The following is a 19,823-nucleotide window of genomic DNA, read 5'->3' on the forward strand; positions in this document are numbered from 1 at the left end:
CCGGGGGTCCGGTCCAGCCAGGTCCCGGTGGACGCCCGCCCCAAGCAGCTCCGGTGCAGGGCGGTCCCCGTCAAGGACCGGCACGTCCGGGCCTGGCCCCCCGTCCACCCGCACCGGGCAGCCGGGGCCCGGCGGCCGGTGGTGGACCGCTGCGCAGGCCCGGCCCGCCGCCGGGTGCCCAGCCTCCCGGCGTGTCCCGTAAACCCGGTACGCCCGCGGCGCCCGAATCGGGCAGGCCCGCGCCCGCCCGGTCCGGGTCCACCGACAAGCTGCCGGCGTCGGAGCTCGACGGCGCCGACGAACGCACGCAGGTGCGTGCACCGGTCGCCGACTGACGCGGGGTGCCGATCTGGGGCGAGCTGATCGTCGGCCTGGTGATCAGCGTAGGACTGCTCGGGATCGTCATTCCCGTGCTGCCCGGCGGGTTGATCGTCGGATCGTCCATTCTCGTGTGGGCCGCGATCGTCGGCGGCGGGGCGTGGCTGGTGTTCGGTATCGCCGCCGCCCTCATCGTGATCGGCGACGTGGTCAAGTACCTGGTCGCCGGTAAACATCTCAAATCGAGCGGTGTGCCGAACATCACCATTCTCGTCGGCGGCATCGTCGGGATCGTCGGTTTCTTCGTGGTCCCGGTGATCGGCCTGTTCATCGGGTTCATGGTCGGTGCGTACGTCGCGGAGTTCGTGCGCACCCGGGATGCGTCGATCGCCTGGGCCGGGGCGATAGCCGCGGCGAAGGCCGCGCTCATCACCATGGGCATCGAACTGTTCGCCGCCCTTCTCGCCGCCGGTGTCTGGCTCGGCGGTGTTATCGCGCTCTGACGCATCCGAAAAGCGTGTCGTCGGCACTATTCGTTCGCAATCCGAAGATTGTGACCAGGGTCTTCTTTCCCTAATTCTCGTGACGGAAGTAACGATTGCAGCCTGGTCGGCGACATTGTGTGCACGGGGGTCGCGCAGACCTGTCTTGACGAAGCGGACCGGCACGGTGCCGGGCACCGCGAATGGAGGAACACACGGATGAAAGCGCTGAAGAAGGCCGCTGCGGCCGGTCTCGCCGTCGCAGGCCTGGCCGCGGGCACGATCGCGGGCACCGCACCCGCGCAGGCCGCCTGGCCGGGCGATCTCCAGATCAGGGGCTCGGTGAAGTGCGTCTTCGGTCAGTGGGGTCAGCCGTGGAACCAGCTCTGGTACATGAAGCGCTCGATGACGGTGAAGAACGTCGGCGGCACCACCATCCGCAACGTCACGCTGTCGGAGTTCAACGGCCGCACCGTCCACATCAACGAGGTCAAGCCGGGCAAGACCGTGATGATCTATAACAAGGCCGCCAAGCGCTGGCAGTACCCGATCGAGACCCGCTGGGCCGGTTGCGTACCCAGTTCCATCTCCGGCTACACCATCAGCCCGGTCATCGAGAACATCGACAACAATGTCGGAGCCTGGCGTAACGAGGTGACGATGGCCAGGAACGCACCGTCGACCCCGTGGGGTGTGCGCGCGGGCAACATCGAACAGCAGATCGAGAAGGGCGGCGCTGCTGTGCAGTCACCGCTGCGCCCGTCCACGGGTTCGTCGTCGCTCGGTTCCTCGGACTTCGGTTCGGCTGGCTTCGGTTCATAGCGGCTCGGGGTTGGTAGCGGTTTCAGTTCGTCGGCCGTCCCGAACGGCGTAGAGGGAGAGAATTGAGGGCGACCGGTGATCCGGTCGCCCTCAATTCTGTGGCCATGGCTTGTTGCCGTCAGACCTTGTCCGGCTCCGACGCGGCGAGCATCTCCTCACGCTCGACGACCTTGATGCGTTCGCGGCCCTCGGCGGCACCGAGCGCGCGCTCGTGCTCATCGAGGCGGTACCAGCCGGCCCACGTGGTGAACGGGATCTTGCGGCTCTCCAGCAGCGCGATCACCGACTCCTCCGACGGATCGGCCGGCGTGTTCAGGCTGCCTGCGGCGGTGTCGTCGACGATGCACTGTACGGTCTCGTTGGCATCGCCCTTGGTGTGGCCGATGAGGCCGACGGGGCCGCGCTTGATCCAGCCGGTGGTGTAGAGCCCGGTCAGGTGGGCACCCTCGTCGAACACGCGGCCCGCCTCGTTGGGGATCACGCCCGCCTGCGAGTCGAACGGGATCTCCGGCAGGCTGTCGGACAGGTAGCCCACGGCCCGGTAGATCGCGCCGACCTCCCAGTCGGTGGTCCGCCCGGTGGGCTTGACGTTGCCGGTGCCGTCGAGCTCGGTGCGTTCGGTGCGCAGACCGACGACCTTGCTGTCCTCGCCGAGCACCTCCACCGGATTCTCGAAGAAGTGCAGGAACAGCTTGTGGATGGCACCCTGCTTGGGTTCGCGGATGGCGTAGTTCTCGATGATCGTGGCGACCTGGTCGGTGATCTTCGAGCTGCGCCGTGCGACGGCCGAACCCTCGTCGTACTCGATGTCCTCGGGGCTGACCACGACCTCGATGTTGGGGGAGTGGTCGAGTTCTTTGAGCTCGAGCGGGGTGAACTTGGCCTGCGCGGGGCCGCGGCGGCCGAACACATGCACCTCGATCGCCTTGTTGGCCTTGAGACCCTCGTACACGTTGGCAGGGATCTCCGTCGGCAGCAGTTCGTCGCCGGTCTTGGCCAGCACGCGCGCCACGTCGAGGGCCACGTTGCCGACACCGATCACGGCGACCTTCTCGGCCTCCAGCGGCCAGGTGCGAGAGAAGTCGGGGTGCCCGTCGTACCAGGCCACGAACTCGCCGGCGCCGTAGCTGCCGTCGAGCTCGATGCCGGGGATCTCCAGGTCGCGGTCGTCGACGGCGCCCGTGGAGAAGATCGCGGCGTCGTAGTGACGCGCCAGATCGTCGCGGTTGATGTCGGTGCCGTAGTCGACATTGCCCAGCAGGCGCACCTGCGGCTTGTCGAGTACCTTGTGCAGGGCGTTGATGATGCCCTTGATCCGCGGGTGGTCGGGTGCCACACCGTACCGGATCAGGCCGAACGGGGCGGGCATCCGCTCGTACAGGTCGATGCTGACCCCGCGTTCGGAGAGGTCGTCATGCTTCATCAGGGCATCGGCGGCGTAGATCCCGGCGGGACCCGCGCCGACGATGGCAACCCGCAACGGACGGGTGTCTTCGCTCATCGTGAGAGGTTTTCCTCGGTGTCGGTGGGAGTGCGTATCCCTTCTACGGTAGGCGCTCGGGCGCCGACGCCCAAATACTTGTGAGGGTTACCTCACTCGCGCTGCCGATCCTGCCGGTCGGACACCGGATACGCGGCCGATAGAATCCGGTCCATGGCGAAACCCCCCACGGCCACACCCCCCACCCCGTCTCCGCAGGTCCCGGAGGACGACGCACCGTCCTGGAGGGCGGCACTGCCGTTCATCATCGCGGGCGTGGTGGTCCTCGTGGTGGTGATCGGGGTGCTGATCTCCAACGCGGTGCGTCCCGCCGAGAGCCGGATGAGCGATGACGCGCTGGTCCAGCACGCGATCAACGACTACTACACGGCCCGCAACGAGGCCGACTTCGGCAAGTTCGCCGCGGTGAACTGTGCGGCCGTCCGGAATGCGGAGGGCTTCCCGGCCGAGGACACGTTCGTCACCGACAACCGCAAGTCGATGGCCGACAACGGCCAGATCATGATCCCGGAGATCACCGACCTCACCGTCGACGGCGACCGGGCAACCGCCCGAGTACATTGGCATTTCGAGAAATCGGCCGACAAGAAGAACGTCGTCGGCACCACCGTGGTGCGCGAGGACGGCAAATGGAAGGTGTGCACGCAGTGACGTACGCGGGAGATCTGACCCCCCAGGAAGCATGGGATGCGCTCGAAGCCAACCCCGATGCCGTTCTGGTGGACTGTCGCACTCGCGCGGAATGGAACTTCGTCGGCGTACCCGACCTCGAGATCCTCGGTAAGCGGACCGTGTTCATCGAATGGGTCGGTTTTCCCGACGGTGCGCCCAACCAGGCGTTCGTGGCGCAGCTTCGCGACGCGGGTGTGCGCGACAGCGACGAGGTGATCTTCATCTGCCGGTCCGGGCATCGCTCGATCGGTGCCGCCGAGGCGGCGACGGCGGCCGGAGTCGCCAAGGCCTACAACGTGCTCGACGGTTTTGAAGGGGCTCTCGATGACGACGATCATCGAGGCTCGGAGGGCTGGCGCGCCTCGAACCTGCCCTGGAGGCAGTCGTGAGTCATATTCTCCCCGAAGGGGTTTCGCTCGACACCATCGGTGTGCGCGGCGGTCTGGACCGGTCCGGATTCTTCGAGACGTCCGAGGCGCTGTACCTGACCAGCGGTTACGTCTATGACTCGGCCGAGGCCGCCGAACGCGCCTTCACCGGCGAGGACGAACGCTACGTCTACTCGCGGTACGGCAATCCGACGGTCAACATGTTCCAGGAGCGGCTGCGCCTGCTCGACGACATGCCGGCGGCTTTCGCCACCGCGAGCGGGATGGCCGCGGTGTTCGTGGCGCTCGGCGCGCTGCTCAAGGCCGGCGACCGGCTGGTGGCCGCGCGCAGCCTGTTCGGTTCGTGCTTCGTGGTGTGCAACGAGATCCTGCCGCGCTGGGGGGTGGAGACCGTCTTCGTCGACGGTGAGGACCTGCAGCAGTGGGAGCAGGCGCTGTCGGTGCCCACCACCGCGGTGTTCTTCGAGACCCCGTCCAACCCGATGCAGACCCTCGTCGACGTCGCCGCCGTCACCGAACTCGCGCATGCGGCCGGCGCGAAGGTGGTGCTCGACAACGTCTTCGCCACCCCGCTGCTGCAGCGCGGCGCGGATCTGGGTGCCGATGTCATCGTTTATTCGGCCACCAAACACATCGACGGTCAGGGCCGCGTGCTCGGCGGCGCGGTCCTCGGCGACAAGGAGTTCATCGACGGCCCGGTGCAGCAACTGATGCGGCACACCGGCCCCGCGATGAGCGCGTTCAACGCGTGGCTGCTGCTCAAGGGCCTGGAGACGATGAAGCTGCGACTGGACGCCTCGGTGGCCTCCGCTCTGCGCATCGCGGAGTTCCTGGAGACCGACGAGCGGGTGCGCTGGGTGAAATACCCGTTTCTGCAATCACATCCGCAGTACGACCTGGCCCGGCGGCAGATGTCGGGCGGCGGCTCGGTGATCACCTTCGAACTCAACGACCGCGCTGGGGTATCGGGCAAGGAGCGCGCGTTCGAGGTGCTCAACGGATTGTCCATCGTCGACATCTCCAACAACCTCGGCGACTCCAAATCCCTGATCACTCATCCGGCCACCACCACCCACCGGGCGATGGGACCCGACGGTCGCGCGGCCATCGGCCTCACCGATTCGGTGGTGCGCCTGTCGGTGGGCCTCGAAGGTACCGCCGACCTGCTCTCGGACCTCGACAAAGCCCTGGGCTGACGCGCCCGCTGTCATAGAACCCTGTCAAAAACCCCACCGATGGCCCCCGGCATCGCAATTATTGTCGTGCCGGGGCCCAGCGGTGGGGTTTATGACAGGTCTAGAGCCCGAACTGATCCCGGATGGTCCTGGCCATCACCGCATCACCCTCGACGGTGGGGTGGGCGGGAATACCGTATACGTCGGTCTTCGAGTCGAGTACCCCGTGGACCAGCGGTTTGGGCGTGCACAGGCCCCGTCCCGCGGTGGCCTTGCGGGCATCGACGAAATCCACGTTCAGCATGGTCGCGGCCTCGCGGGTGGCGGCGTCGAGCTTGTTGATCAGCGCGATGATCGCCTTGGAGTTGTGGATCGTCACCTCACGTCCGGCCACGTCGATGCAGGCGGCCTTGGTTCCGGGATGCAGCAGTTCGGGATAGCCGACGAACGCGATGCGGGCATTGGGTGAGTAGTACCGCACGTAGTCGATGACCTGTTTGGTCCGGTCGACGATGGCCTGCGGCGTGATCGAGGTGACGGCGGTGTGGTCTTCCTGGCAGCTGCCGCCGGCCAGACATTTGATGATGATCCGCAGGGCGGTGTCCTCACCGTTCCACTGGTCGTTCATCCCGAACTGCATCAGGAACAGGGCGGTGTCGGTGGTGAAACCACCCTCTTTGTCGGCCAGCCGGGCCTCGTCGCCGATCTGGTAGTTGGCCGATCCGAACGACGCCCCGCTGCATGCTTTCTCGATGAGTCTGCGCTTGGTGAGTTTGCCGAGTTGCTCGGGCCAGGCGTCGGGGTTCTGCGTGCAGGCCGCGCCCATGTCGGGGCTGTTGGCGGCGAAGGAGTCGCCGAGCACCACGATCTGGCCGGGCTTCGACAGCTTGTTCTTCGGTGCGGGCACCGGCGCGGTGGTGGACGGCGTGGTGGTGTTCTGGTTCGGATTACCGCCCGCGGACGCGGCACCGGGCGAGAGCGACACACCGACGACGGTCAGCGCTGCGGCCAGCGTCGGTGCGAGGAACCGGGTGAGAGCGTTGGTCATCTGGCGCTTTCTGGTACGGGGGCGGCGGCCTTACGGCGTCGTTTGGCTCGGGGGCGCCGGGTGATGGGTTTGTCGACGAACTCGTACACGAGACCGGCAGCCACGAGTGAGAGTACGAAACACAGTGCCACCGCACACAGCCAGCCCGTGAACCCGACGGCGTGCCCAGCGAGCAAGTATTTCACGACGATCACCATCACCGGGTATTGCATCAGGTAGAAGGCGTACGAGATGTCGCCCAGCCATACCATCGGGCCGGTTGCGTTGAGTCCCCGGTGGCCGGTGGCGTCGCGCACACATGCGGTGGCGATGACGGCGGCGGTCGGCAGCAGGATCAGCACGCTCATCGAGAAGTTCGACGGCACCCACCACGTCGCCGCGAACGACACCGCCAACGCCGCCAGCGGCCACCACAGCCGGGTGTTACGCCAGCGCCCGCTGATCACCAGTCGCGCCACCAGAACCCCGAGGAAGAATTCGGGCAGGCGCGAGAGTGGGAAGTAGTAGCTCAGCCAGTAGCCGTGGTCGGCGTAGCCGAGGAAGTCGTGCGCGAAGAACGCGGGATCGGCATTGTACCCGTACTCGCGGGTGGTGGTGGGCAGCGTGCCGTCGGCGGCGACGGCCATCCGGGCGCCGAACATGTTGCCGGTGCCCTTGTAGCCGTCGGCGAACAGGTAGTAGCACGTGTGCAGCGCCACGATCAGGGCGAACATCACGCCGATGGCCATCGGCAGCAACCGATCGGCGATCCTCTCGATCAGTGGAACCAGGAACGGGAAGGTGAGATAGAAGAGCATCTCCGAACACAACGACCATGCCGGGATGTTCAGGCCGCCCAGCGACGTCCAGTTGGGCCACCACGTCTGCACCAGTGCCGTCGTGGGCAACCAGGTGACCAGTTTGCCGAGCGGAACCGGCAGCACCAGCACCAGCGTGGCCACGGCCACCAGATGCGTCGGATAGATCTTCTTCACGCGGCGCCAGATGAAGGCGCGCGGGGTGTCGCCGGGGCGGCGCGTCCACAGCATGATGAAACCGCTGAGTACGAAGAAGAACGTGACGCCCGCCGCACCCACCTGCATCGGGACGGCCTTGGCGATCGTCCAGTAGGTGTCGCTTCCGTAGAACGGATACACCGGCAGAAACACCACGGTGTGCAGCACGAATACAGCCAGCGCCGCCCACCAGCGCATCCCGGTCAGCGACGGCAGCCGCGCGCCGCGTACGGCGGGCATGCCAGCGTCAGGCGCGCTGGTCGCCGGTGTTCTGCCGGCCGTAGTGTCGGTGGCCGTGGTGTCGGTGGCCGGGGTGTTGCGGTCGGTTGTATCCGTCACCGCCGGAACTCAGTAGCCGGGCCGGCCGCCACCACCCTGCGGCAGTTGCGGTGGCGCCTGCTGGGCCGGTGCTTGCTGGACCGGGGCCTGGGTTTCCACCGGGGCCTGCTGGACGGGTGCTTGCTGGACCGGGGCCTGGGTTTCCACCGGGGCCTGTTCGACGGGTGCTTGCTGGACCGGGGCCTGGGTTTCCACCGGGGCCTGTTCGACGGGTGCCTGCTCTTGGACCGGGGCCTGAGTTTGCTCTTGCACGGGCTCGGTGACCTCAGGCGTCGTGCTCGACGGCGCGGGAGCCTTGCTCGACGACTTGCTCGGCGAACTGCTCGGGGAGGACGACACGCTCGATGACGACGGTGTGTCGGAGTCTGTGTCGGAGCCGCAGGCGGCGAGCCCGACGGCCAGCGGCACCAGCAAGGCGATGGCCGCGATACGGGCGGTGCGGCCGGGTTTGGTCAGACGTGCTGTGGTCAGAGATGGTGTGGTCACCAGGGTTCCTTCGGGTACGGCAGTGCGCCGGACAGGCGAGTGCGGGGCCGGCCCCCACACCGGTTCACCGTGTGGTGAACATACCCGGCATATTAAGTGATCAGGGCGCGTTTCGGCAGTCACCCTTCGGGTGACATGCCCAGAGCCGTAGCAGGTGGGTCCCGAACCGGACCCGTTTTCGGCCACGGTGAGCCGAACTCCCGAACCCGATTGACGCGGTTCGCGGTGGTGGGACACCCTTGGTCGTGGGTCACGAGTACCAGCGACAAGCCCCGGCTCGCTGGTCGGCAACCCTCCACCACGGTGGGGTGCTCCGGGTGACGACCCGGCCGTGTTCAACCGGACACGGCAAGCGTGGATCTCCCAAGGAGCTTTTGTCATGACTGCTGTCCTGTCCAGTCCTGTCGCCTCACCGTTCGTCCCGGGGTACATCCCGGCTCTCGCCGACGTCGTCGGTGCTGACGAACGGGTGCCGCTGCTCGATGGATCGTCGGTGCGGTATGCCAACTTCGACTACGCCGCCAGCGCACCGGCCCTACGATCGGTCGCCGACAGGCTGCTCGACGCCCTGCCGCAGTACGCGAGCGTGCACCGCGGAGCAGGTGCGCTGTCGCAGATCACCACCCACCGCTACGAGCAGGCCCGCGAACGCATCCGTCGGTTCGTGCGCGCCCGCGCCGACGACCATGTGGTGTTCACCCGCAACACCACCGACTCGATCAATCTGCTCGCGCACTGCCTCGGCAAGCGCGGTGACGTGGTGGTTCTCGACATCGAGCATCACGCCAACCTTCTTCCGTGGCAGTGTCTTTCGGGAACCCGGCTGGTCACTGCGTGCTCCACCGTCGAGGACACCCTCGCCGCACTCGATGCCGAGCTGGCATCGAATCCTGCTGCGCTGCTGGCGATCACGGCGGCATCGAACGTGACCGGGGAGGTGCTGCCGATTTCGCGGCTCGCCTCGATCGCCCACCGTCACGGCGCCCGGATACTGGTCGACGCAGCGCAACTCGTCGCGCATCAACCGATTTCGGTGGTCAGCCACGGCATCGACTATCTGGTGTTCTCCGGCCACAAGCTGTACGCGCCGTTCGGGGCGGGGGTTCTGGTGGGCCGCGGTGACTGGCTGGACGGGGCTTCGCCGTACCTGGCCGGTGGCGGCGCGAGCGCGGAGGTGGCGTCCGGCGGAACGGTGCAGTGGCATACCGGACCGGCCAGGCACGAGGCCGGATCGCCCAACGTCCTCGGTGCGGTATCCATCGCCGACGCGTGTGAATCTTTGTCCGTCATCGGTTTCGAGGCCATCGGCTACCACGAACATACTCTGCGTGAGCGTCTCGACGCGGGGCTGGCGGCCATCGACGGAGTGCGCCCGCTGCGGATCTTCTCCGACTCGACCGGTCGTGTCGGAATCGCGGGCTTCGCCGTCGACGGACTATCCGCGCGCACGGTGGCCTGCTACCTCAGCGACCACCACGGCATCGGGGTGCGTGACGGACGGTTCTGTGCGCATCCGTTGCTGACCCGTCTGGGCTACCCGGACGGTGCCGTGCGCGCCAGCTTCGGTCTCGGTACCGCTGCCGACGACATCGATCGTCTGTTGAATGCATTGTCGGAGTTGGTGTCCCGTCGCGACACCGCACGAGTGAAAGAGAGCCTGGGATGAGTGTCGATATCGCCGAAGCAGCCGGACGCACCACCATTAGTGTCGGCCGGCCGCAACTGGTGGTCGCGCTGCGGGGCGACACCGACGTCGACCTGCCGATCGTGGTGCGCCGCCCCACCCTGCGCGACGCCCAGCGGGCCCGCAACGTCCTGCGATCGGGGCAGCGGGATCCGGCGAATTTCATTGTGGCCCTTGAGGTGGAGGTGGCGATCGCCGCACATCCGGCATCGGCACGCGCCTCGGTCGGTGCTGTCCCGACGGACTCGACGGGCTCGGAAACGGTGCGCTACATCGGAACCCCGCACGGACTCATCGGCCTCATCCGCGACATCTACGCGGCCGAGGTCGCCGACGCGGTGATCATCACCCCGCTCGACGGTTCGGCCACCGAGGCCCGCATCCGCGAAGAGGTCATCCCCGCCTTCGTCGCCTGAGAAGCTTTCTGGTGATATCGAAATCGACCTTCGCTGCTTGAGGTGCCCCCATTGCTGGTCGAGGCTCGGACGCTGGGCGAACTCGCACCAGCCGGCAGATGGCCCGCCCACCGTTCCCGGTCAGGCTTCGCCGCGTTCCCACTGTTCGATGAGGGTGGCCTCGGCGTCGTCGGTGAGGGTGCCGTAGAGGCGGAAGCGGGCCATGCCGCCGTCGGGGAAGATGTCGAGGCGGGCTTCGGTCATCGGGCGGTCGAGGTCGATGACGAACCGGTGCCGGGTGTCGGGCAGCAGCTGAGTGCGGGGCAGCACCTCGAACCATTCGCCGGTCTCCCCGTCGCGGCCGCGTACGGTCGCAGATCCGGGCGAATTGCCGAGGAAATAGCTGGTGTCGAGTTCGACCAGGCTGACGCGGCTGCGGCCGGCCAGCCGCACCTGCACCCAGTCGTTGCCGGCGTCGCGGCGTCGGGAGGTCTCCCACCCTTCGCCCATGGTGCGGGCGCGGCCGGGCATCAGCAGGTTGTTGGGGGAGCTGTAGAACATGTTGGAGCAGGCGGTCACCAGTCCGCCGTTCTCCAGCGCGGCCAGGTCGAAGTGGCCGTAGCGGAAGAACTTCGGGTCGGGCACGCCGCGGCCGTGCACCCGGAACCGGGCCACACCGCCGTCAGGATGCATGGTGAGCCGCACGTGGGTGAAGCGTTCCTTGGCGTCGACGCGGAACGGGTTGCGGGTGTCGCCGTCGACGGGCCGCTTGTCGACGATGGTCATCCAGTTGTCCGCGGCGGCGAGTTCCTCACCCGACACGATTCCCTCGACCGCAATCGCCTCGACGGAGACGAACGGCGGATAGTTGCCCTTGAACCATGAGGTGTCGACGACCACGCCGTACACCACGCCGGGCGCCCCGAGCCGCACGATCGCCTGGTCGACGCCGGGCTCACGCCGACGTCGCGTCTCCCAGCCGTCGTACACCTGACCCTTATGCCCGAATGTGGCCGGCCGGTACTCGGCGGGCGGGGTGTTGAGCAGGTTCTGGACCTCGGCGAACAGATCGTCGTTGGTCCAGACCACCGCCCCGCCGAGATTTCGCAGCGCCAGATCCGGCATCGAGGTGAAGTGCGGGCGGGAGGCCGTGGGCGCGGGTAGGGGGGCGGGTGGGGAAGGCGTCACAACGCCCGATCCTAATGCCGATCCCCCGCCGTCGCCGGGCTCACGAAGTGAGCCGCCTTCTTGATCCCTGAGGCCGAAGCGACGAAGTCGCGAAGGTCACGAAGGGTCCGGTGAGACGAGCACCTGAGGCGCCACCTCCCGGACCTTCGATGAACGGACTCAGTGCTCTTCGCTCTTGAGACGCTCGACGGCCTCGACCGCCACCTTCTCGGCCTCTTCGCGACCGACCCAGCCACCGGGGTTGACTTCCTTACCCGGCTCGAGGTCCTTGTAGTGCTCGAAGAAGTGCGAGATCGCGTTCAGCTCGAACTCACTGACGTCGCCGACGTCCTGGATGTGATCCCAGCGCACGTCACCGGCCGGCACGGCGAGCAGCTTGTCGTCGCCGCCGGCCTCGTCGGACATCGTGTACATCGCCACGACCCGGGCCTTGACGACGACACCCGGGTACACCGACTCGGGGAGCAGGACCAGCACGTCGAGCGGGTCGCCGTCCTCACCGAGGGTGTTGTCGGCGTAGCCGTAGTCGGCGGGGTAGCCGAACGCGGTGTACAGGTAGCGGTCGAGGAAGACCTTGCCCGTCTCGTGATCGACCTCGTACTTGTTGCGGCTGCCTTTGGGGATCTCGATGACCACATCGAATTCCACGTTTCCTCCTGCGGTAGATCCTGCGGTAGAGACACCGTGCGGGCCTTCGGTCGCCCGCACGAACCGCCTAGAACGATACTGTTAGACCTGTATCCCTGATGTCGGACCCGGAGGTTTTGTGCGCGGCAATGTCGGCTCGCGTCCCAGGAGGACTCGACGAATTCTGATCTGGACGCTGCTGTCGGTGGTGATGGTCGCGATTCTGGCGGTGGGTGCGATCGTCGCTTACAGCCAGTTTCGCGACAACGAGCTGCCCGCGGGAATCCCGCCCAGGCCCGCGGCGATCGTCGTCGACCCGCAGATCAGGCCGGTCTCGCCGGACGCGCCCACACCGTCGTCGGCGGGCGTGCGCACTGCCATCGCGGCCTCGATCAAGGCCCCGGAGCTCGGCGAGTTCACCGGTCAGATCTCCGATCCGCGTACCGGTGAGGTGCTGTGGTCCAAGAGTCCCGACAAACCGCGCGTCCCGGCATCCAACGCCAAGGTGCTGACCGGTGCGGCGGCGCTGATCGGGCTCCCGCACGACAAACGCCTGACGACACAGGTGCTGTCCGGTCCCGGCGGGCAGCTGATCCTCAAGGGCGCGGGCGATCCGACGCTGTCCGCGCAGCCGAAGGGGTCGGCCACGTTCTACACCGACCCGGGCCGCATCGCCGACCTGGCCGCGCAGATCAAGAAGTCCGGTACAGCCGTCTCGTCGGTGGCCGTCGACGTGTCGTCGTTCAGCGGATCGTCGATGAACAGCAACTGGGAACGCGCCGACATCGCCGGCGGTGACATCACCCCCATCGAGTCGCTGATCGTCGACGGCGGCCGCACGACGGATCCGCTCGACGAGTTCTCTCCCCGTACCGCCCAACCGGCGAAGGTGGCCGGCAAGGTGCTCGCCGAGGCGCTGGACGTCGACTTCGATGACGCCGGGACCACCGCGGGCGCCGACGCGAAGGTCGTGGCGTCGGTGCGGTCGGCGCCGCTGCAGACGCGGGTCGAGGACATGCTGCGGTTCAGCGACAACGTGCTCGCCGAAACCCTGGCCATCGAGTTGTCGGTGGCCCGTGGTGGTCCGGCTACCCTGTCTGCGGGGGCCGCCGCGGTGAAGGCGACACTGGCCGACGCCGGTTTCGACGTCGCCGGCGTCACGATGGACGATTCGTCGGGACTCTCGTACGACAACCGGGTATCGGCGACGATCCTGGACACGGTGATGTCGGCGGCCAGCGCTCCCGAGTCGGGTTCGGGTGGAGATTCGGGCGTGAGCGCGCAGACCCGCACCGCGATACGGCCGCTGCTCGACGGACTGCCGATCGCGGCCGGTACAGGCACGCTGGCCACCCGGTTCGATCCGTCGACCAATCCGGGTGCCGGCTGGGCGCGCGCCAAGACCGGAACGCTGACGGGCGTCAGTTCGTTGACGGGGATAGTGCAGACCGTCGACGGCCGCGTGTTGTCGTATGCGCTGATCTCCGGCGGGACCTCCCCGGCGGACGCGAGACCGGCGCTCGACGCGGTGGTCGGAGACCTGAGAGAGTGCGGATGTCGCTGATGCAGACTGAGAACGGTGATGTGGAGTCGATCGGGGAGCGGATCGACTGGTCGGTGGCCGCGAGTATCGGTAAGCGGTTGTCTCGACCGGGCCCCAAGATCACCGCGTACACGCGCGAGGCCGCCTACGCCGAACTTCTCGACGCCGCGACCCGCGCCGAGGCCCCGGTCCGCGAGGTGACCGGCCTGGCGGACGGCCTGCGCGTCCCCACCACTCGCGTCCTCGACCGCCACGAGTGGGTCGATGCCGCCGCCCGTTCCATGCAATCCATGCTCGGCGTCAAAGGCGCCGAAGATACCGAGTCACACCCGGACCCCTTGATCCCTGAGGCCGAAGCGACGAAGGAGCGAGGGACGCGTTGGGTCCGGCGACCCGACACACCTGACGCCCCCACCTCCGACTCCCTCACCGCCATCCCCGGCAAACTCTGGCGCTCATCCCTGTCGACGATCGAAAAGGTCCCCGCCACCGTCGGCGGCGCCCAGGCGGGCACCCTCCTGGCCTTCCTGTCGTCGGCGATCCTCGGCCAGTACGATCCGTTCACCCCCGACCCGGACACCGGCGAGCCGGGCGTCCTGATGGTCGTGGCCCCCAACATCATCTCGGTCGAACGCACCCTCCAGGTGGTGCCGTCCGATTTCCGGCTGTGGGTGTGCCTGCACGAGGTGACGCACCGAGTGCAGTTCTCGGCCAATCCGTGGCTGCGGCAGTACATGACCGACAACATCGAACGTCTCACGGCGGATGCGGGGGAGTCGGTGTCGGAGGTCGTCACCCGTATCACCGAGGCCGTGCGCAGCGACAAGCCCCGTGAAAAGGGCATCATCGGCGCGATGCAGCTGCTGCAGTCGCCCGAGCAGTACGAGGCGTTCAGCCGCATGATGATGCTGGGCACACTGCTGGAGGGCCATGCCGACCATGTGATGGATGCGGTCGGCCCGGCCCACGTGCCGACGGTCGCGGCTATCCGCGAGGCGTTCGACACCAAACGCACCGCCCGGCAGAGCCCGCTGCAACGCATCTTCCGCGCCCTCATCGGCATGGATGCCAAGATGGCCCAGTACGTGCGCGGTAAGGCGTTCGTCGACGAGGTGGTGGGCACGGTCGGGATGGAGCGTTTCAACGCGATCTGGACCTCACCGGAGACGATGCCGTTGCCCGCCGAGATCGACGAGCCGAAAAAGTGGATCGAACGGGTGCTGTAACCGCGGCCGTCGCCGCCTTCGCCCGCACATACCTCGACGGGTCGCCGACCGACCGTCCCCCTTCGTCGGTAGAGGTGCGAGGAGCGCAAGCGACGAGCCTCGAAACCCCGCAAGTCGACGATGGCCCCTCACCCGATGCTGTCTGCGTGGCACTCTCGGGCGGCCCCGACTCCCTGGCCCTGCTCACCGGTGCCATCCGGGCCGGCCTGACGGTCCACGCGATAGTCGTCGACCACGGCCTACAGTCTGGCTCGGCAGACATCGCCCGCAGGGCCACCGATCAGGCGATTGCCCTCGGTGCGACGGCCGAGGTGGTCACGGTCACGGTCGACGGTCCGGGCGGAATGGAGGCCGCGGCCCGAACCGCCCGCTACGCCGCCCTCGACCGTGCCCGCACCGGCCGCCCGGTGCTGCTCGGCCACACGCTCGACGACCAGGCCGAAACGGTACTCCTGGGCCTGGCCCGCGGTTCGGGCGCCCGGTCGCTGGCGGGGATGCGTGAGTGGAATAGTCCGTGGGGCCGCCCGCTGCTCGGCATCCGCCGCGCCGACACCCGCGGCGCGTGCGCCGAACTGGGCCTGCCCACATTCGACGACCCCCACAACGCCGACCCACGCTTCACCCGCGTGCGGCTACGCAATGAGGCGTTGCCGCTGCTCGATGACATCCTGCACGGGGGAGTGCCCGCCGCGCTGGCTCGCACCGCCTTGTCGCTGCGGGACGACAACGACGCCCTCGACACCCTCGCCGCCGACATCTACGCCGGTCTGGTCCGCGAACCCGACCCCCTTCTTGATCCCCGAGGCCGAAGCGACGAAGGAGCGAGGGTCACGAGGGGTCCGGCGACTCAAGGCTCCCAACCCAGCCCCACTCCGCCCCTCGTCGCCCTCGTTCTGGCCACTCACCCACCGGCGATCCGCCGCCGCATCATCCGGCGGTGGCTGCTCGAAGGCGGCGCCACCGAACCTACGCACCCGGTGATCGTGGCCGTCGACGCGCTGGTGGCCGACTGGCACGGTCAGGGCGGCGTCGCGGTCGGCGGATCACCCGATCACCGCCTCGACGTCGTCCGCACCTGCGGTCTGCTCACCGTGCACCGCACCCCGCGCTGATCTGCGGGGCAGCCGGCCATCGACCTACTTCGGGCAGACCGTGGCCCTGAACGGGGTGGTCAGGGTGGTGAAGTAGCGGTTGACGGCTGATATCAACGTCGGACCGCCGGCCACGAGCGTGCCGATGACCGCACCGACAACTGCTCCCTCGATGCCGCCGAGCGGCAACGTGACGATGAATCCGATCGCCATTCCGACAAAGGTGCCGATGCGGGCGGTGCCGAACTCTTTGGCGACGTCGTTCCGTGCGGCGGTGTCACGGGCTTGGCGGGACCGGTAGCCGTCTTTGTCGGTCTTGGGCTTTGCGCAGGCCTTTTTCTTCTTCGCGTAGTCCTGCTCGGCGAACAGCCTGGATGCCTCGTAGGTTCTGGTGCTGACGGGTATGGCGAGGGCTTTGTTCCGCGACGGGGTGAGGACCGCGTCGTACTTGCCGTTGTGCCGGATGGTGATGGGGAACTGCAACTTGTTGAGCGAGTAGCTCAGCGGCATGGTCCACACCTTGCGGCCGGTGGTGTCGTTGATGGCGACCCAGCCGTCCGCGCTGGTGATGGAGCCGTTGGCGACGTGCATCGTGATGCCCGTGCCGGTGCTGCGGAGCTTGAAGGCGACCGGCTCAGGTGCTGGTGCCGCCGCGGCACCGCCGCTGCTCACGAGGGCGGTCGTCATGGCCATGAGAGCCAGGACGACCGCAGTGGTGGCACGTACCAGGGTGCGTCCGGTGGAGTTCTGCATCAGGTGGTGCTGCTTTCTGGTAGCGGCTGCTGCCTGGTGGTGGATACTGCTGTCGCGCTGTCGTTCGGTCGCGCTGTCGCACGGTGTGCGCCTTGCGAGTTCGTGCTCGCGATTTGGCAACGATGTCGGCAACCACAGCCCTCGGCAGAGGACCACGGTTGCCGACATCGATATCGGGTAGTGCCCGCTCAGGGCACTCGCACGATCAGTTCCTCGGGCGGGGCGGGTTGAACGGCGCGGTAACGGTCTGGAAGTACCGGATGCCCGCGACAATCACCGAGCCGCCGCCACCGATGATGGTGCCGGCGATACCGCCGAGGGTCACGCCGGCCGAGAGCGCCGGAACACAGGCGACGATGATTGCACATCCGATGGTGCCGATCAGTGCGACACCGATGATGACGCCGATCACGGCGAAGATGATGGACGTGATGGTGATGCCTGCCGAGGCCTCGGAGTTGAAGCGGCGCAGCGCGGCGTCGTCGCGTTCCTGGCGACTGCGGTAGCCGTTGGACGCGTAGTCCTGGGTGACCTTGCGGGAGTAGGCGACCTGCTTGGCATCGGCCGGTGTGGCACGCGAGAGATCCTTGATCGGCACGAGCGCGACGCGGTTGGAGCTGTACTTGACCAGTTCGATGGGGAACTGCTTGTTCTCGAGCGAATAGGTCAACGGCATCGCCCATACAGCCTTACCGGCCTTGTTGCGGATGCTGACGAGGTTGCCGTCTTGGGTGATCGTGCCATCGGTGACCGACAGCAGGACCTTGCTGTCGATCTGCGAGATCTTGTACTTCACCGCGTTGTTGGCGGGTGCGGCGCTCGCGGCGCCGCCGGACATCAGGGCGGTGGTCACGGCGACGATCGCGGTGAGCACGGCAATGAACACACGGGTGAGGCTCCGCGTGGGCCTAACGGACATACTTGACTGCTTTCTCTCAGCGGACTGCTATTCAGGTGATTCGCAGGTCGATGCCGACCTGTTACGTAGACCCGACGAGCTGATTGGTGATACTTGATTCGAAATCTCGATGAGTAGTGTTTCACGCCACACTGGTCGTGAGGTAGTTCTTCGGCCCCGAGACTAAGATCCTGCTGTGAATTCAACCGGTCGGACGACATGCCGGGACGTGTTGTGCGCTGCCTTGGGCGGGAAAACGTTATGCCCACCGACGACGGTTTCGTCGGTGGGCACACGTGCGATGATCCCGTGGCTCTGGGTCAAGCCGCGTGCTGACTAAGTCAGTTCTTTTTCTTCTTGGTGGCCGGGGGCGTGAACGGGGCGGTAATGGTCTGGAAGTAGCGCATTCCGGCGACGACCACGGAACCGCCTCCGCCGAGGACGGTACCGGCGATGCCGCCGAGCGTCACGCCCGCCGCGAGTGCCGGGACGCAAGCGACGATGGTGGCGCAGCCGACCACGCCGATCAGCGCGACGCCGACGACTACACCGATCGCTGCGAAGATGACCGAGGTGATGGTCATACCGGCACCGACTTCACTCTGGAACCGATTGAGGGCGGCGTCGTCGCGTTCCTTCTTGGTCCGGTATCCCGCACTTTCCGGGTTCTGCTTCTTGGCGTAGTCAAACGCCATGGTGCGTGCGGCAGCCACTGACTTCGCATCGGCGGGCTTCGCCAGAGCGAGGTAGGTGACAGGCTTGAGGGAGACGGCGGTCTTGCTCGACTTCACGACCTTGATCGGGAACTGGAGGTTCTCGAGCGAGTAGCTCAGCGGCATGGTCCACACCTTTGAGCCCTTGTTGTCGAGGATGGACACCCAGCCGTTGTCGGTCTTGATGGAGCCGTTCTTCACCGAGAGGTTGACGCGCTTGTCGACGGTGGGCGCGATGAGGTACTTGACCGGATCTGCGGACGGCGCGGCTGCGGCGCCGCCGCTGCTCATGAATGCGGTGGTCAAGGCGAAGATCGCCAGGACCGCCGCGGTGAAGAGGCGCACTGGTGTGCGCCCGGTCAGGTTCTGCATGTGGTACTGCCTTCTGTCGTGGACTGCGCCGGAAGCTACTGTCTCGCGGTCATCGAGGATGTGGGCGGTCATGATGAAGCCGACGGCGTTGCTGCGTCACCATCATGCTGCAGCGTCGTACGCCTCACAAATCCACATCGTTCGCGGGTCGAGACATCGTTACAGCCGGATCCGATGGCAATGTCGGTTAGTTACCATTCCGTTATAAAAAGCATCCATACGGCTGACGGATGTCCCAGGTCCGGATGTAGCGACGAAGGCGGCCGGTGCGAAGGGTCGCCCGGATACCGCCCGTGTCCGACTACCGGCGTCGCGCCCGTCATGACAAGCTGATCGGGTGCAGCCCGACGATTCGCAGCCCAGCCGCCACGATCCTCACCGTGAGGACCCTTATGGGGATGACCCTTATGGGGACGATATCGACGCGGTCCTGATCACCGAGGAACAGATCCGGCAACGCACCCAGGAGCTCGCCGAGTCGGTCGCCGCGCGCTATGCCGATATCGAGGAAGACCTCCTGCTGGTCGGTGTCCTCAAGGGCGCGATCATGTTCATGACCGACTTCGCCCGGGCGCTGCCCATCCCGTCGCAGATGGAGTTCATGGCCGTCAGCAGCTACGGCTCGTCCACCTCGTCGTCGGGTGTGGTGCGCATCCTCAAGGATCTCGACCGCGACATCGAGGGGCGTGACGTGCTGATCGTTGAGGACATCATCGACTCGGGCCTGACCCTGTCGTGGTTGATGCGCAACCTGTCCACGCGCAACCCTCGCTCGCTCGAGGTATGCACACTGCTGCGCAAACCCGAAGCGGTCAAGTCGCCGGTCGAGGTCGCCGACGTCGGGTTCGACATCCCCAACGAGTTCGTCGTGGGCTACGGCCTCGACTACGCCGAACGCTACCGGGACATGCCCTACATCGGTCGCCTCAAGCCCAGCGTCTACGAGCACTGATTCATCCCCGTTCATCCTCCGACCGCCCGGGAACGGTTTTCCTTCCCTGCGCGTTGACCGGTAGCCTGGGTCAATAGCCCTCGCCCGCGTCCGCGTGCGCTCGCATGCACGCCGCGGGCGCAGTGTGGCAGTGAAGTCGACGGGAAGGACAGCG

19 protein-coding genes, 2 pseudogenes and 1 riboswitch are annotated in these 19,823 nt (G+C 66.8%); of the genes and pseudogenes, 12 read left to right on the forward strand and 9 right to left on the reverse strand.

The features are described 5' to 3' along the window. The 3 genes and pseudogenes from KDB67_RS10925 to KDB67_RS10935 form a co-directional block, all read left to right on the forward strand. Positions 1-335, forward strand: a pseudogene (locus KDB67_RS10925) (hypothetical protein); the annotation flags it as partial. Positions 336-341: 6 nt separating this feature from the next. Further along, entirely contained in the window at positions 342-821 is a 480-nt protein-coding gene (locus KDB67_RS10930) for a DUF456 domain-containing protein (RefSeq protein WP_291015681.1), read from the forward strand. A gap of 198 nt (positions 822-1,019) precedes the next feature. Further along, a complete protein-coding gene (locus tag KDB67_RS10935; RefSeq protein WP_291015683.1) occupies positions 1,020-1,622 on the forward strand; it encodes a hypothetical protein in 603 nt (200 codons plus the stop codon). A gap of 118 nt (positions 1,623-1,740) precedes the next feature. Here KDB67_RS10935 and KDB67_RS10940 read toward each other — a convergent pair whose 3' ends face one another. Then, positions 1,741-3,123 carry an FAD-dependent oxidoreductase gene (locus KDB67_RS10940; protein WP_291015684.1) on the reverse strand — a complete coding sequence of 461 codons (1,383 nt, stop codon included), beginning with the start codon at positions 3,121-3,123 and terminating at the stop codon, positions 1,741-1,743. Positions 3,124-3,276: 153 nt separating this feature from the next. Between KDB67_RS10940 and KDB67_RS10945 the strand changes: the two genes are divergently transcribed. Genes KDB67_RS10945 through KDB67_RS10955 form a run of 3 tightly spaced genes read left to right on the forward strand, consistent with a single transcriptional unit; the run spans position 3,277 to position 5,380 of the window. Next, entirely contained in the window at positions 3,277-3,774 is a 498-nt protein-coding gene (locus KDB67_RS10945; protein WP_291015685.1) for a hypothetical protein, read from the forward strand. Then, positions 3,753-4,184 carry a rhodanese-like domain-containing protein gene (locus KDB67_RS10950; RefSeq protein WP_291015686.1) on the forward strand — a complete coding sequence of 144 codons (432 nt, stop codon included), beginning with the start codon at positions 3,753-3,755 and terminating at the stop codon, positions 4,182-4,184. Before KDB67_RS10945 ends, KDB67_RS10950 begins: the two co-directional genes overlap by 22 nt. After that, the gene (locus tag KDB67_RS10955; RefSeq protein WP_291015688.1) at positions 4,181-5,380 is read left to right on the forward strand and encodes an O-succinylhomoserine sulfhydrylase; all 1,200 of its coding nucleotides are present in this window, start codon (positions 4,181-4,183) and stop codon (positions 5,378-5,380) included. Before KDB67_RS10950 ends, KDB67_RS10955 begins: the two co-directional genes overlap by 4 nt. A 100-nt stretch (positions 5,381-5,480) precedes the next feature. Here KDB67_RS10955 and KDB67_RS10960 read toward each other — a convergent pair whose 3' ends face one another. From KDB67_RS10960 to KDB67_RS10970, 3 genes and pseudogenes are all read right to left on the reverse strand, one after another. Beyond that, positions 5,481-6,407: an SGNH/GDSL hydrolase family protein gene (locus KDB67_RS10960; RefSeq protein WP_291015689.1), complete on the reverse strand. Its 927-nt coding sequence runs from the start codon at positions 6,405-6,407 to the stop codon at positions 5,481-5,483. Next, entirely contained in the window at positions 6,404-7,741 is a 1,338-nt protein-coding gene (locus KDB67_RS10965) for an acyltransferase (protein ID WP_291015691.1), read from the reverse strand. Before KDB67_RS10965 ends, KDB67_RS10960 begins: the two co-directional genes overlap by 4 nt. Before the next feature lie 9 nt (positions 7,742-7,750). Then, positions 7,751-7,927: pseudogene (locus KDB67_RS10970) on the reverse strand (NlpC/P60 family protein); the annotation flags it as partial. Between the two features lie 548 nt (positions 7,928-8,475). Next, positions 8,476-8,588, forward strand: a riboswitch (SAM riboswitch). Positions 8,589-8,606: 18 nt separating this feature from the next. Between KDB67_RS10970 and KDB67_RS10975 the strand changes: the two are divergent. Beyond that, positions 8,607-9,893 (forward strand): aminotransferase class V-fold PLP-dependent enzyme, encoded by a 1,287-nt coding sequence (locus KDB67_RS10975; RefSeq protein ID WP_291015693.1) that lies wholly within the window; start codon positions 8,607-8,609, stop codon positions 9,891-9,893. Next, on the forward strand, positions 9,890-10,327 hold the full coding sequence (locus KDB67_RS10980) for a hypothetical protein (RefSeq protein ID WP_291015695.1): 438 nt from the start codon (positions 9,890-9,892) through the stop codon (positions 10,325-10,327). The genes KDB67_RS10975 and KDB67_RS10980 overlap by 4 nt, the downstream gene beginning before the upstream one ends. Before the next feature lie 120 nt (positions 10,328-10,447). On the opposite strand, the gene alc is transcribed toward KDB67_RS10980, so the two are convergent. Beyond that, positions 10,448-11,431 carry an allantoicase gene (gene alc / locus KDB67_RS10985; RefSeq protein WP_291015712.1) on the reverse strand — a complete coding sequence of 328 codons (984 nt, stop codon included), beginning with the start codon at positions 11,429-11,431 and terminating at the stop codon, positions 10,448-10,450. 222 nt (positions 11,432-11,653) lie between these two features. Next, the gene (locus KDB67_RS10990) at positions 11,654-12,142 is read right to left on the reverse strand and encodes an inorganic diphosphatase (RefSeq protein WP_291015697.1); all 489 of its coding nucleotides are present in this window, start codon (positions 12,140-12,142) and stop codon (positions 11,654-11,656) included. A 190-nt stretch (positions 12,143-12,332) separates the two neighbouring features. Here KDB67_RS10990 and dacB point away from each other — a divergent pair, with 190 nt between their 5' ends. The 3 genes from dacB (at position 12,333) to tilS (ending at position 16,002) form a co-directional block, all read left to right on the forward strand. Continuing rightward, the gene (gene dacB / locus KDB67_RS10995; protein WP_291015714.1) at positions 12,333-13,685 is read left to right on the forward strand and encodes a D-alanyl-D-alanine carboxypeptidase/D-alanyl-D-alanine-endopeptidase; all 1,353 of its coding nucleotides are present in this window, start codon (positions 12,333-12,335) and stop codon (positions 13,683-13,685) included. After that, the gene (locus KDB67_RS11000; protein ID WP_291015698.1) at positions 13,685-14,890 is read left to right on the forward strand and encodes a zinc-dependent metalloprotease; all 1,206 of its coding nucleotides are present in this window, start codon (positions 13,685-13,687) and stop codon (positions 14,888-14,890) included. The genes dacB and KDB67_RS11000 overlap by 1 nt, the downstream gene beginning before the upstream one ends. 146 nt (positions 14,891-15,036) lie before the next feature. Continuing rightward, positions 15,037-16,002 (forward strand): tRNA lysidine(34) synthetase TilS, encoded by a 966-nt coding sequence (tilS, locus tag KDB67_RS11005; protein WP_291015699.1) that lies wholly within the window; start codon positions 15,037-15,039, stop codon positions 16,000-16,002. 24 nt (positions 16,003-16,026) lie between these two features. Here the strand turns inward: tilS and KDB67_RS11010 are convergent, their stop codons facing one another. From KDB67_RS11010 to KDB67_RS11020, 3 genes are all read right to left on the reverse strand, one after another. Next, positions 16,027-16,734, reverse strand: coding sequence for a DUF456 domain-containing protein (locus KDB67_RS11010; RefSeq protein ID WP_291015700.1), 708 nt, complete (start codon positions 16,732-16,734; stop codon positions 16,027-16,029). 205 nt (positions 16,735-16,939) lie between these two features. Then, positions 16,940-17,620, reverse strand: coding sequence for a glycine zipper family protein (locus tag KDB67_RS11015; RefSeq protein WP_291015702.1), 681 nt, complete (start codon positions 17,618-17,620; stop codon positions 16,940-16,942). 353 nt (positions 17,621-17,973) lie between these two features. Next, positions 17,974-18,789 carry a hypothetical protein gene (locus KDB67_RS11020; RefSeq protein ID WP_291015703.1) on the reverse strand — a complete coding sequence of 272 codons (816 nt, stop codon included), beginning with the start codon at positions 18,787-18,789 and terminating at the stop codon, positions 17,974-17,976. A gap of 346 nt (positions 18,790-19,135) precedes the next feature. Here KDB67_RS11020 and hpt point away from each other — a divergent pair, with 346 nt between their 5' ends. Further along, the gene (hpt, locus tag KDB67_RS11025; protein WP_291015715.1) at positions 19,136-19,669 is read left to right on the forward strand and encodes a hypoxanthine phosphoribosyltransferase; all 534 of its coding nucleotides are present in this window, start codon (positions 19,136-19,138) and stop codon (positions 19,667-19,669) included. Positions 19,670-19,823 lie beyond the last annotated feature (154 nt).

It is taken from the genome of Gordonia sp. (in: high G+C Gram-positive bacteria) (assembly GCF_020438995.1).
Classification (GTDB): Bacteria; Actinomycetota; Actinomycetes; order Mycobacteriales; family Mycobacteriaceae; genus Gordonia.

Excerpts from the sequence above, each read along its gene's own strand:
- KDB67_RS10935 (WP_291015683.1), top strand. The coding sequence starts at position 1,020 with ATGAAAGCGCTGAAGAAGGCCGCTGCGGCCGGTCTCGCCGTCGCAGGC.
- KDB67_RS10940 (WP_291015684.1), bottom strand. The coding sequence starts at position 3,123 with ATGAGCGAAGACACCCGTCCGTTGCGGGTTGCCATCGTCGGCGCGGGT.
- KDB67_RS10945 (WP_291015685.1), top strand. The coding sequence starts at position 3,277 with ATGGCGAAACCCCCCACGGCCACACCCCCCACCCCGTCTCCGCAGGTC.
- KDB67_RS10950 (WP_291015686.1), top strand. The coding sequence starts at position 3,753 with ATGGAAGGTGTGCACGCAGTGACGTACGCGGGAGATCTGACCCCCCAG.
- KDB67_RS10960 (WP_291015689.1), bottom strand. The coding sequence starts at position 6,407 with ATGACCAACGCTCTCACCCGGTTCCTCGCACCGACGCTGGCCGCAGCG.
- KDB67_RS10975 (WP_291015693.1), top strand. The coding sequence starts at position 8,607 with ATGACTGCTGTCCTGTCCAGTCCTGTCGCCTCACCGTTCGTCCCGGGG.
- KDB67_RS10980 (WP_291015695.1), top strand. The coding sequence starts at position 9,890 with ATGAGTGTCGATATCGCCGAAGCAGCCGGACGCACCACCATTAGTGTC.
- alc (WP_291015712.1), bottom strand. The coding sequence starts at position 11,431 with ATGCCGGATCTGGCGCTGCGAAATCTCGGCGGGGCGGTGGTCTGGACC.
- dacB (WP_291015714.1), top strand. The coding sequence starts at position 12,333 with ATGGTCGCGATTCTGGCGGTGGGTGCGATCGTCGCTTACAGCCAGTTT.
- KDB67_RS11000 (WP_291015698.1), top strand. The coding sequence starts at position 13,685 with ATGCAGACTGAGAACGGTGATGTGGAGTCGATCGGGGAGCGGATCGAC.
- KDB67_RS11010 (WP_291015700.1), bottom strand. The coding sequence starts at position 16,734 with ATGCAGAACTCCACCGGACGCACCCTGGTACGTGCCACCACTGCGGTC.
- KDB67_RS11020 (WP_291015703.1), bottom strand. The coding sequence starts at position 18,789 with ATGACCGCCCACATCCTCGATGACCGCGAGACAGTAGCTTCCGGCGCA.